The organism is Ensifer sp. R1-3, assembly GCF_056739175.1.
In genome coordinates, this window is record NZ_CP096516.1 from 262306 (window position 1) to 274276 (window position 11971).

At 63.1% G+C, this 11971-nt stretch carries 11 protein-coding genes; 5 read left to right on the top strand and 6 right to left on the bottom strand.

Features of this window, described 5'->3' with window-relative positions:
• Nucleotides 1-111: 111 nt before the first annotated feature.
• Nucleotides 112-753: a dihydroxyacetone kinase subunit DhaL gene (gene dhaL / locus M1D43_RS18590; RefSeq protein WP_013850059.1), complete on the bottom strand. Its 642-nt coding sequence runs from the start codon at nucleotides 751-753 to the stop codon at nucleotides 112-114.
• Nucleotides 754-763: 10 nt separating this feature from the next.
• Nucleotides 764-1756, bottom strand: coding sequence for a dihydroxyacetone kinase subunit DhaK (locus M1D43_RS18595; RefSeq protein WP_014527538.1), 993 nt, complete (start codon nucleotides 1754-1756; stop codon nucleotides 764-766).
• 392 nt (nucleotides 1757-2148) lie between these two features.
• Here M1D43_RS18595 and M1D43_RS18600 point away from each other — a divergent pair, with 392 nt between their 5' ends.
• The 4 genes from M1D43_RS18600 to M1D43_RS18615 all read left to right on the top strand — a co-directional run bounded on the left by M1D43_RS18600 (nucleotide 2149) and on the right by M1D43_RS18615 (nucleotide 6917).
• The gene (locus M1D43_RS18600) at nucleotides 2149-3135 is read left to right on the top strand and encodes an ABC transporter permease (protein WP_027989173.1); all 987 of its coding nucleotides are present in this window, start codon (nucleotides 2149-2151) and stop codon (nucleotides 3133-3135) included.
• A gap of 79 nt (nucleotides 3136-3214) precedes the next feature.
• Nucleotides 3215-4216 carry an autoinducer 2 ABC transporter substrate-binding protein gene (locus M1D43_RS18605; RefSeq protein WP_010975198.1) on the top strand — a complete coding sequence of 334 codons (1002 nt, stop codon included), beginning with the start codon at nucleotides 3215-3217 and terminating at the stop codon, nucleotides 4214-4216.
• An 87-nt stretch (nucleotides 4217-4303) separates the two neighbouring features.
• The gene (locus tag M1D43_RS18610) at nucleotides 4304-5884 is read left to right on the top strand and encodes a sugar ABC transporter ATP-binding protein (protein WP_017271606.1); all 1581 of its coding nucleotides are present in this window, start codon (nucleotides 4304-4306) and stop codon (nucleotides 5882-5884) included.
• Nucleotide 5885: 1 nt separating this feature from the next.
• The gene (locus M1D43_RS18615) at nucleotides 5886-6917 is read left to right on the top strand and encodes an ABC transporter permease (RefSeq protein ID WP_010975200.1); all 1032 of its coding nucleotides are present in this window, start codon (nucleotides 5886-5888) and stop codon (nucleotides 6915-6917) included.
• Nucleotides 6918-6967: 50 nt separating this feature from the next.
• On the opposite strand, the gene M1D43_RS18620 is transcribed toward M1D43_RS18615, so the two are convergent.
• The 4 genes from M1D43_RS18620 to M1D43_RS18635 all read right to left on the bottom strand — a co-directional run bounded on the left by M1D43_RS18620 (nucleotide 6968) and on the right by M1D43_RS18635 (nucleotide 11220).
• A complete protein-coding gene (locus tag M1D43_RS18620; protein WP_027988355.1) occupies nucleotides 6968-8185 on the bottom strand; it encodes a TIGR03862 family flavoprotein in 1218 nt (405 codons plus the stop codon).
• A gap of 140 nt (nucleotides 8186-8325) precedes the next feature.
• Nucleotides 8326-9321, bottom strand: a complete 996-nt coding sequence (locus tag M1D43_RS18625; protein ID WP_010975202.1) for a TRAP transporter substrate-binding protein — start codon at nucleotides 9319-9321, stop codon at nucleotides 8326-8328.
• A gap of 28 nt (nucleotides 9322-9349) precedes the next feature.
• Complete coding sequence (locus M1D43_RS18630) at nucleotides 9350-10615, bottom strand: TRAP transporter large permease (RefSeq protein ID WP_014527533.1); 1266 nt, start codon at nucleotides 10613-10615, stop codon at nucleotides 9350-9352.
• Nucleotides 10615-11220: a TRAP transporter small permease gene (locus tag M1D43_RS18635; RefSeq protein WP_010975204.1), complete on the bottom strand. Its 606-nt coding sequence runs from the start codon at nucleotides 11218-11220 to the stop codon at nucleotides 10615-10617. Before M1D43_RS18635 ends, M1D43_RS18630 begins: the two co-directional genes overlap by 1 nt.
• An 87-nt stretch (nucleotides 11221-11307) precedes the next feature.
• On the opposite strand from M1D43_RS18635, the gene M1D43_RS18640 reads away from it, so the two are divergent.
• Nucleotides 11308-11967, top strand: a complete 660-nt coding sequence (locus M1D43_RS18640; protein WP_010975205.1) for a GntR family transcriptional regulator — start codon at nucleotides 11308-11310, stop codon at nucleotides 11965-11967.
• The last annotated feature ends 4 nt before the right edge of the window (nucleotides 11968-11971 follow it).

Consider the following 11971-nt stretch of genomic DNA (forward strand, 5'->3'; position numbering starts at 1 on the left):
AGTCCTGTACTTCCCCTGTTTTCGGACCGCGAGGATGGAAGCAACGCCGTGCTTTTGCAATGGGGCCCGGGTGCCGCTAACCCCTTTGCACGGAATCGCGCGAAGGTGACGTCAGGCGAGCCGGGCGCGTGCCCCGTGGGACAACTCCCTGAGGATGATCGCACAGGAGGTGGCGCCGGCGTCCAACACGCCGAGCGAGCGTTCGCCGAGGCGGCTCGCCCGGCCGATCCTCGCGATGAGGTCGCGCGTCGAGTCGCGGCCGGCCTCCGCCGCCGATACAAGTGCGTCGAGCGCTTCGGCGAAGGGCCTGCCGTCGGCAGTCGCCGCATCGAAGGCGTCGACCGCAGGCACCAAGGTGTCGAGCAGCGTCTTGTCGCCCACCTTGGCGGAGCCGATCGACCGGATGCCTTCGAGCCCCGCATGAAGCATGCGGCTATAGGCGGCGGCGTCGATTGCATCAGCGCCCTCGATCTTTTGCGCGAATTCGGTGAACATCACGCCGTAGAGCGGCCCCATCGAGCCCCCGATCTCCGTCATCAGCACGGTGCCGAGCGTATCGAGCGCCTCTGCAAGCGAGGCGTCCTTGCCCTTCAGGCGTTCTGCGGCAAGGCCAAAGCCCTTGGCCATGTTCACGCCGTGATCGCCATCGCCGATCTTGCCGTCGATCTCGCTCAGATAGGCGCGGTTTTCGATGATCCGGTCGGCAAGCGTGAGGACGATGTCGCCGGCTCTTGCATTTTCAAACGTCTGCATGTCCATGTCCTCAGAGAACGGCGGTGCAGCGGACCTCGACATCGAGGAGCGCCTTGAGTTCTTCGTCGAGCGCCATGACCGTCAGCGTCGCTCCGACCATTTCGAGCGAAGTGAAGTAGTTGCCGACGAAGGTGCGGTAGATCTTGAGGCCCCGGGCGGTGATCTCGCGCTCGATCGTGTCGTTCAGGATGTAGAGTTCGTTGAGCGGCGTTGCGCCGAGGCCGGAGACGAGCACAGCCACTTCCGTGCCCTGCGGCAGGTCGTGATCGTCCAGCACGATCTTGCACATGTCGACAGCGACCTCTTCGGCGGTCTTCAGCGCTTCGACGCGCAGGCCGGGCTCACCGTGATGGCCGATACCGACTTCCATCGTGCCCGGCTCGATCCGGAAGTTTGGATGCCCGACCGCGGGGAGGGTGCAGGGGCCGAGCCCGACCCCGATCGAGCGGCAATTGTCGATCGCCTTCTGGGCAGCCGCACGGACCTCTTCGAGACTCGCGCCGGCGGCCGCCTTGGCCCCGCCGATCTTCCACATGAAGATTTCTCCGGCGACGCCGCGCCGCTTCTCGCGCTCTTCGGGCGGCGCGGAGCAGACGTCGTCATTGGCCACGACCGTCGCAACTTCGATCCCTGCCTTGGCCGCGAGCTTCACCGCCATCTTCACGTTCATGTTGTCGCCGGCATAGTTGCCGTAGAGGCAGACGACGCCCTTACCGCCGTCTGCCTCGCGCATCGCGTCGTGAAAGCTCTTGGCCGTCGGGGAGGAAAAGAGCTCGCCGACGGCGACCGCGTCCAGCATGTTGCGGCCGGTGTAGCCGATGAAGGCAGGCTCATGGCCGGAGCCGCCGCCGGTCACGACACCCACCTTGCCGGCAACCGGCGCGCCCCTTGCGACGATGACGCGCGGATTTTCGCCGAGGCGGACGATGTCGGCATGCGCCTTGACGAAACCCTTGACGGTATCCTCGACGACTTCGTCGGGATTGTTGATGAAACGCTGCATGGCAGTCCTCTTTTGTCCGTCGCTGGCGATACGGCCCAGCGCAACACTACGTTGAATCTAACATCGTCTGCCGGAGCAGACCGGGGTTTGCCGGCGCAGTTCGGGTGCCAGGCCGGCTGGAAAATATTGATCGAGAAATCCTCCCTGGCGAACAGCCGGCTCACGTCGTACTGCGAATTTCCTACATAATTCAAACATGGCTCGACAAATGTCAACATTCACGTTAGATTGCCGAAAATTCGATAAGGATGGAAGCAGATATCGTCGAGATTCCTGTTTTTTTTCAAAGACTTGACGTTATCCTGCTGTCGCCGCTCCGGCGATCGGCTTGGGGCGGCGGGAAGTCGGCGGGGCGTGAGACACCCCTGAAATGCGGTGTGGGAGAGGCTGAAATGAAAAGCGTGTTTGCCGACCGGCAATTCAACTTTCTTGTGGCGACCAATGTTCTCGTGGTCGCGCTCGCCGTCGTGTTCGCCGGAGATACCTTTCTCAGCCTCTACAATTTTCAGTCGATGTCCGCTCAGGTTCCGGAGCTTGCGCTGTTGGCTCTCGGCGTGATGCTCGCCATGATCGCCGGAGGCGGCGGCATCGATCTGTCGGGCATCGCTCTCGCCAATCTTGCCGGGGTAGGTTCCTACCTGCTGGTGCGCGACTGGGTTTCAGCCGATGAAGCGCCCCTTGCTTTCTCGTGGCTGTTTGCGGCGATGGCGCTGCTGATCGGTCTCGCCGGCGGTTTGCTGAACGGTGCCTTGATTGCATTCGCCGGCCTTACGCCGATCATCGCCACGCTCGGCACGCAGCTATTTTTCACAGGTCTCGCTGTCGCTTTCACCAACGGCTCCGCGATCACCCTCGGCTACATCGAGCCCCTCGACAATTTCGGCAACACCCCGGTACTCGGTGTGCCGATGTGCTTCACGCTCTTCGTCGTCATCGCGGCCCTGATCGGCGTCGTGCTCCGCTTCACGCCTTTCGGTTTCAAACTCTACCTGATGGGCAGCAATGCCAAGGCCTCCCGTTATGCCGGCATCCCGCAGCGCCGGATGCTTCTTCTGACCTATACCGTCTGCGGAGTGCTTGCTTCGATCGCTGGAATCATCATCGCCGCCCGCACCTCCAGCGTGAAGTGGGACTATGGCAGCTCCTACGTTCTCATCGCCATTCTGATCGTCGTGATGGCGGGTGTACGGCCTGACGGTGGATATGGACGCACGGTCTGTGTCGTCCTTTCCGCGACGGCGCTTCAGATGCTGTCCAGCCTGTTCAATTTCCTCGATATCTCGAATTTCTTCCGCGACTGCGCCTGGGGACTGCTTCTGATCGTGTTCCTGGCAACGTCGCGCGTCGATCTCCGCGCATATCTTTCGCCGCGACGCTGATCCCGAGGTCCCCAAACGGCGCAATGCCCCCCGCCGTCGATTTCTGGTCGGGCAAACAACAAGTGATGAGGAGACACTCATGTCTGTCTACAAGAAGATTGCCGCCTGCACGGTCGCTTTGGGCGCGCTTTGCGCCGCCCAGCTTGCCGTCGCCCAGGACGCTCCCTCCGTCGTGACCGTCGTCAAGGTGACCGGTGAGAATTGGTTCACGCGCATGGAGGAAGGTGTCGTTGCCTATGGCAAGGACAACCCAGCTGTTTCGACGAGCCAGATCGGACCGGCCAAGGCCGACGCGGCCCAGCAGCTTCGCCTCATCGAAGATCTCGTCGCGAAGAACGTTAACGCAATCGCCGTCGTGCCGATGGACCCTTCCGCTCTCGAAGGCGTCTTCAAGCGGGCGATGAACCGCGGCATCAAGATCATCACGCACGAAGCCGACAGCCTGAAGAACACGCAGGTCGATATCGAAGCCTTCGATAACAAGGTCTTTGGCGCGCGCTTCAACGAGAAGCTCGCCGAATGCATGGGCAAATCCGGCAAGTGGACCTCATTCGTGGGATCGCTGGGCAGCCTCACGCACGTGCAGTGGGCCGACGGGGGTGCAGAGAACGCCAAGAAATATCCGGAAATGGAACTCGTTTCGGAGAAAAACGAGTCCTTCAACGACGCCAACAAAGCCTACGAAAAGGCACGCGAAATCCTTCGCAAGTATCCCGACATCAAGGGCTTCCAGGGTGGTTCGGCCATTGACGTGATCGGGATCGGCCGCGCGGTCGAGGAAGCCGGCCTCGTCGGCAAGGTTTGCGTCGTCGGCCTCGGTCTGCCGAAGGACACGGCCAAGTATCTCGAATCGGGTGCCGTACAGAGCATCTCCTTCTGGGACCCGAAGGATGCCGGCTACGTCATGAACAAGGTTGCCCAGCTCGTGATCGAGGGTAAGGAAATCACGGACGGCATGGATCTCGGGGTGCCGGGTTACAACAAGGTATCCGTGAAGAACGGCCCTGGCGACGGCATCATCGTTGTCGGCGAAGCCTGGGTCGACGTCGATAAGTCCAACTACAGCCAGTACCCGTTCTGATCCGCATCGAAGGATCCGCGGCTGCAGCCGCATCCGCCGGCAGGGATGGCCCTGCCGGCGAACAGACCGCAACTCCGGACCATGCCAATGCAGTCGACTATCATTGCCGAGACGAAGATGCCCTCCGCAGGGGCGCGGAGCGATACGATGCCCTTCCTGGAAGTTCGCGACCTGGAGAAGCGCTTCGGCGGTGTTCGCGCGCTCAAGGGGGTGAGCTTCACGATCGAGCGCGGCCGTACCTACCATCTGATGGGCGAGAACGGATGCGGCAAGAGCACGCTTATCAAGATCATTTCCGGCGCCCAACCGGCAGATGGCGGTGAGCTTACGATCAACGGCAAAAAGGTCGAGGGGCTGACGCCGATCGGCGCCCTGGCAGCCGGCATCGAGACGGTTTATCAGGACCTGTCGCTTCTTCCCAATCTGAGCGTCGAAGAGAATGTCGCGCTGACGCAGCAGCTGGTTGCCTCGAACGGGAGCCTCGCGCGGCGTCTCGACCTCAAGGGCCTGCGGGAGACGGCCGTCCGTGCATTGAAGGACGTCGGACTGCCGACGGAGCCCGCCTTTCTGTCGACCCCCGTCGAAGAACTCCCCATCGCAACGCGCCAGCTCATCGCCATTGCTCGCGCGATCGCTTCGGATGCCGGTCTGGTCATCATGGATGAGCCGACGACCGCACTGACGCGGCGCGAAGTGGACAACCTCATTCGCGTCGTACACGGCCTACACGCCAAGGGCGTGTCTGTCCTTTTCGTCACGCACAAGCTCGACGAATGCAAGGCGATCGGCGGGCAGGCGATCATCATGCGCGACGGCCTGAAGGTTGCCGAATGCGACGTCGCCACCCAGTCGAAGACCGAACTCGGCTTCTGGATGACGGGCAAGAACCTCGACGACACGCGTTATCGCGTCGATACCCATGGTGACGAGACGCTGCTCTCGGTGGAGCGGCTCGGGGGTGCCGGCTTCGACGATGTCAGCTTCACGGTTTCCAAGGGCGAGATATTCGGGATTACGGGACTTCTCGATTCCGGGCGGAACGAGCTTGCGCTTTCGCTGGCCGGCGTGGAACCGGCGCGGCGGGGCTCGGTCCTGCTCGCAGGCAGACGGGCCGATCTGTCGTCACCCGCCTCGGCGATCGAGGCCGGCATCGGCTATGTTCCGGAGGACCGTCTATCCGAAGGGCTTTTCCTTGGAAAATCCATCCGCGAGAATATCGTCATGGCGGTCCTCGACCGACTGCGGGGAGCTTTCGGCCTGCTCGACAGCCGCCGGGCGAAGGCTCTGGCACAGAAAACCGTCGACGATCTGCAGGTGGCGACTCCGGATATCGACAACCCCGTCATGTCCCTTTCAGGCGGCAACCAGCAGAGGGTCCTGATCGGCCGCTGGCTGACGATCGAGCCGAGCCTGCTCATCCTGCACGGCCCGACCGTCGGCGTCGACGTCGGATCGAAGGACACGATATTCCGCATCATTCAGCGCCTTGCAGGAGACGGCATGAGCGTCGTCATCATCAGCGACGACCTGCCCGAGCTTCTGCAGAACTGCGACCGCGTGATGGTGATGCGTAAAGGCCGGGTCGCCGATATCTTTCCGGCCGAAGGGCTCGAGGAGGACGCAATCTACAAGTCGATGATGGCCGAAGACGGCCAGGGAGTTCAATAACATGGCCGATGTCGCAGCGACCCCCGTCAGCGGGAGCGAGGAAGTGCCCGCCGCAATCCGGACCATGCGCTGGTTTATCCGCCACCCTCCGGCCGTTACCTTCCTTCTCGTCGTGATCGTCTGCATCGTAGTGGGCACGATCAATCCCGACTTCTGGCAGGTTTCGAACCTGTTCGACATGGCACGCTCCACCGTCGTGCGCGGCCTCTTTGCGCTTGGCGTTCTCGTCGTGCTGGCATCCGGCGGGCTCGACGTATCGTTCACGGCCATTGCTGCGCTGGTGATGTACGTCATCACCATGCTGGTCACGAATTATGTGCCGGATCTGTCCATCTGGCCGATCCTTGGCATCGCAGCCGCCGGCGGCGCGATCCTAGGCATTTGCAACGGCTTGCTGGTCCACGCATTGCAGGCGCCCTCACTGATCGTGACGATCGGCACGCAATACGCGATCCGCGGGTTTCTGCTGACGTTCATCGGAACGGCCCTGTTCATGAACATCCCCGAGTCCATGGACGCTTTCGGGAAGCTCGCGCTTTTCCGGTATGAGGGGGCGAATGGTGCAGTCTCGACGTTGCCCGCCTATTTCCTCGTTCTGGTCGTTGCCGCCCTCGCCACCTGGTATATCCTCAAGCGGACCCTTATCGGCCGGGCTATCTATGCGGTGGGCGGAAACGCCAGCATCGCCTCGCGTCTCGGATACAACCTGCGCACCGTCCACGTGTTCGTCTTTGCCTATGCCGGTCTGCTCGCCGGGATCGCGGGTATCATGCACGTGTCGAGCAATCGGCTCGCCAACCCTTTCGATCTGGCGGGGTCGGAGCTGGACGTCATCGCCGCGGTCGTCCTCGGTGGCGCGCGCATCACCGGAGGGTCGGGTACGGTGCTCGGAACACTTCTCGGGGTATTGCTGATCACGCTCGTCAACAATGTGCTGATCCTCGTCGGCATCCCGAGCACGCTGCAACTCGCAATCATCGGGCTCTTCATTGTCGTCGCCGGTGCCATGTTCTCCATCAGGCCGAAAAGCTGAGCGCTGTCGGCTGTGAAGACGTGCTGACCAATCGTCTGTGATTCACAATGTTACCGCAGACGATCGGCGAGCCATGCCTCGACGCCACGCGCCGCAGCGCGGCCCATCGCGAGGCATGCGGTGAGGAGATAGCCGCCTGTCGGCGCCTCCCAATCGAGCATTTCTCCGGCGGCGAAAAGGCCGGGGAGCGCCTTCAGCATATAGCGGTCATCGATGGCGTCCAGGCGGATGCCGCCGGCCGATGAGATCGCTTCGGCGATCGGCCGCGTTGCGAGCACCGGAAGGGGCAAGGCTTTGATCTCAGCAGCGAGTTGCTCCGCAGCGGCTCTGGCCGCCTCCGGCGAGAGTTCCCGCAGCAATGCCGCCTTGACCGGGTCAAGCCCTGCACCCTTTCGCAGGCGATTGGAGAAGCTCGCCTTGCGGTCCTGCCGCGCGAGATCCCGCGCGAGCCTCCCGGCCGTGCGGCCGGGTGTGAGGTCGAGCAGGAGCGCCGCCGTGCCGTCCCGGTCCAGCCGGTCGCGCAGGCTTGCTGCATGGGCGTAGACGAGGCTGCCTTCGATGCCGTGGCGGGTGACCACGAATTCGCCGGAGACCGTACCCGCATCGGATGTTGCGGTAACGCCTTTCAGCGGTTGTCCGGCAAAACGCTCGCGGAAAATCTCGCTCCAGGCGACGTCGAAACCGCAATTGGCGGGGCGGAAATCGCTGATCGGCACGCCTCTCGCCCGCAGCAACGGCATCCAGGCGGCGTCGGAGCCGAGCCGTGGCCAGCTTGCGCCGCCAAGCGCCAGGAGAGCCGCGTCGCAACGGACGACCGTCTTCCCTTCCGGCGTATCGAATATGTAGCCGTTCTCCGCAAAGCCCGACCAGCGATGGCGGGTAAGAAGCCGGACGCCCTGGGCCTCCAGCCGGCGGAGCCAGGCGCGCAACAGCGGCGAGGCCTTCATAGCCTTAGGAAACACGCGGCCGGAAGAGCCGACGAAGGTCTCCGCGTCAAGACCGGCTGCCCAGACGCGCACGTCCCGAGGGGTAAAGGCATCGAGGCCCGGGCGCAGCCTTGCCGAAGCATCGCCGAAGCGCGTCGCGAAGTCCCGGTAGTCTTCGGAATGGGTTATGTTCAGGCCGGATTTTCCCGCGAGCAGGAATTTGCGCGCGGCTGTCGGCATAGCCTCGTAGACGGTCACCGCATGGTCCGAGCGCGACAAGACTTCCGCGGCCATCAGACCGGCGGGACCGCCGCCGATAATTGCGATTTCTTTTCTTTCCATCTGTGGACCACCCCGGAGCTCCTCAGGCTCTCTTGGCCTGCGGCGCGCCGGGGCGCAAGCAGATTGAGGCGATTTGCGGCGCCGATGTCCGCAATCCGGATGGGGAAGGCGGCGGAGACCGCGTTCCCCACCCGGGAGCGTCAGAGCGTTGCGCCGACCTTGCGAAGTTCGGCGAGAACCGGTGCCTTCGGCAGCCAGATCTTGTCGTATTCGGCGATGATCCGGCCGGCGTCGGCGACTGTGACATCCTTGATCGGAATGCCTGCGCCGGCGAACTTTTCGAGGAGGGCCGGCTCGTTGGCGACGGTTGCGTCGATCTGCTCGTCGAGCGCTGACTTGGTGAGGCGGGCGATGATCTCCCGGTCGGCCTCGGGAAGGGTCTGCCATACGCGGCCGGAGGCCAGCGCCACGCAGGGCATGAAGATGGCGTTCATCTTCAGCATGGTCTTGGAAACCTTGTCGAAGCGCTGGTTCCAGGAGAAGTCGAGGTCCGCCTCCAGACCGTCCACCTGGCCGTTCGACATGGCGTCGAAAACGGCCGGCGTCGGGATCGGCGTCGGCGCGGCGCCGAGGAGCTGGTAGAAATCGCGATAAGCGGGCGTCGTATTGATGCGCAGCTTCATGCCGTTGATGTCGTCGAGCCCTGCGATCTCCTTGGCCGAGAAGACGACGCGCATGGTGGTGATGCCCCAGGCAAGGCCGACCGTTCCGGTCTCGGCCGGAAGAACGTCGAGGAGCTTCATGGCGACCGGTTCGCGCACGAGCTTGGCGACCTTGGCGGTGGAATCGACGACCCAGGGCGCGTTGATCGCGGCAACGGCGGGAATGCGCGAGCCGAGTTCGGCGGTCATGATCCAGCCGAGATCGAGCGCGCCGCTCTGCATCTGCTGCAGCATCGCCGCCTCGTTGCCGAGCTGGCCGGCCGGAAAGACCGAGATCGACAGGCGGCCGTTCGTCTCGGCCTTGAGGGCTTCGCCCACCTTGAGTGCGGCATTGTTCCAGGGGTGTCCCGGCGGCGTGACGATGCCGAGGCGCAGGGTGCGCGTTTCCTGCGCGCGCACGAGCGATGGCGTGGCGAGCGAGAGGGCTGCGCCGGCGGCAACGCCGCCAAGGAAGGTTCTGCGGGAGAATGTCATGGAAGATCCTGTGGCTGGTTCGTTATGGTTATCGGGCGAAGAAGGTCGAGAGCGAGGGAATGAGCGACAGGAGCACGAGCATGAGGCAGGAGACGAAGAAGAACGGCAGCGTCACCAGGAACATCTTGCCGGGCTTTGCGCCGGTCACCGCGGCCGCCACGAAGAAGCAGAGCCCGACCGGCGGCGAGAGGAAGCCGAGGACGAGGTTGACGACCACGACGACGCCGAAATGGATCGGGTCGATACCGTAGACCTCGGTCGCGATCGGCAGGAGGATGGGCACCGTCATGATGAGCCCGGGCGCCCCGTCGATCACCGTGCCGATGACGAGCAGGATGACGTTGACGAGCAGCATGAAGGTGACCGGATCCGAGGCGACGGTCTGAACCCAGCCGGCAACCTGCTGCGGCACCATGCCGTAGACGAGTACCCAGGAGAAGACCGCGGCGGCCGCAACGAGGAAGAGGACCACGGCCGAATAGATGCCGGCTCTCAGCATCATTCGAGGAAGATCGGAGAATTTGAGCTCGCCGATCCAGAAGCGACCGACGAGCACCGCTGCAACGGCCCCGACTGCTGCGGCCTCCGTCGCATTGGCGAGGCCGGAGAGGATCGAGCCGACGATGACGAAGGGGATGAGAAGCGTCGGCAGCGCATCCAGCACGATACGGACGCGCTCCTGGAGCTTCATGCGCTCGCCGCGCGGATAGTTGTAGACGAAACCCATCGCCGCGATGACGAGGCAGAAGGCTACGGTCAGCAGAATTCCGGGCACGATTCCTGCGGCCAGCATATCGCTTACCGGAACCTGCGCGAGTACGCTGTAGACGACGAACATGATCGACGGAGGGATGATGGGACCGAGCATGCCCGAATAGGCGGTAAGCCCGGCGGCAAAGGTCTTGTCATAGCCCTTCTTCTCCATCTCCGGCACCATCATCTGCGCCATGACGGCAACCTGCGCCGTGGCCGAGCCGAGTATCGAGGCGACGAACATGTTGGCGAGCAGGTTGACATAGGCAAGCCCGCCGCGCATCGCGCCGACGAAAGCCATCGTCATGTCGATGATGCGCCGGGTGATGCCGCCGCCGTTCATGATCTCGCCGATTAGCACGAAGAGCGGAATGGAAATCAGCCCGTAATTGTCGACGCCGCCGAAGAGTTGCGTCGGAAAGCTCTGGAAAAGCAAGGGATTTCCGGAGGCGAAGATATAGACGATGCTGCCGAGGCAGAGGCAGACGCCGATCGGAACGCCGACGAGCATGAAGGCGAGGAAGGCGGCGGTGGTGACCATCAGTTCACTCCCTCGGCGCTCGAAAGTTCGCGCCGCTCACGCTGAGGCGACAGGCCCAGGTCTTCGACGAGATTGGCGGCGCAATGGACGGTCATGGTTACGGCGAAGAGGGGAATGACGAGGCTGATCGCCCAGATCGGCCAATTCAGCGTCTGGCTGCGCTCGGTATAGAGAAAGTTGAAGCTCTCGGCCGCGAAGGCCTTCGCGTCGAAGCCAGCGCGGATGATGCCGACGGGGTCCATCCACATCCAGCAGAATGCCGCAAGCGCCAGGGCGAACAGGAGGACGAGCAGTGTCGAGGCCGCGCGCATCCAGCGCGCCGCCGCGGGCGGCAGGTAATCCGTCAGCAGCGTCACGGCGAAATCAAGTCTGAGACGCGTCAGCGCCGAGCCTCCGAGGAAGGCGAGCCAGACCATGGCGTATACGGCCGATTCATCGACCCAATAGAGCGGATGTCCGCTGTAGCGGGTGACGACGTTCAGGATGATGAGCGCGAGAAGCACGCACATCAATCCGGCAACCGCGCGCTTTTCGAGGGCGAGGATGGCTTCGGAGAGAGAAACGATGGCGCGCGCATAAAGCGGCGGCGCGACTGACTGGTTCATGACTGTTCCCTGGTTCACGTATAAAGTAGATTTTATACATTCCTGGAGTCAATATCATTTTTGGCGGTATTCCTGTAGCGAGCGTCCATGGCTTCACATCTCAAACATCGCACCCTCTCCGGGGCATTAATCGAGGAAATCCGGCAGGCGATTCTCTCCGGGCGCTATCCGGCCGGCAGTCAGCTGCGCCAGGATGCGTTGGCCGAAACCTACGGCGTCAGCCGCATTCCGGTGCGCGAGGTCCTCTTTCAGCTCGAAGCCGAAGGGCTGGTCAGGATCGTGCCGCAGAAGGGGGCGATCGTCTCCGAACTGTCGCTCGCCGAGATCAACGACGTTTTCGAGCTGCGGGCGCTTCTGGAACCGCGGCTCTTCCGCAAATCTGCGCCGCTTCTCGATGGCGACGATTTCGCGCGGGTGGAGGAGGTTCAAAACCGATTCCTCAAGGCGACGGCCGCAGGGGAAATCGATTCCTACGGCCAGCTCAATGCCGAACTGCACCTGGCCCTCTACCGGCGCGCCGAGATGCCCCGGACGCAGCAGATCGTCGCGTCGCTGCTGCAGACGAGCGACCGCTACACGCGCGTCCAGCTCTCAAGCGTCGCAGCGATGACCCGAGCGATGGAAGAGCACGCCGAGCTGATCCGCCTCTGCCGCGCGGGCGTTTTCGAGGAGGCGGCCGGTTTCCTGGTCTTCCACCTCAAGGCCGTACATGAGGACCTGCTGTTCCGGTTGAAGGGACGCGAGTAGAGCC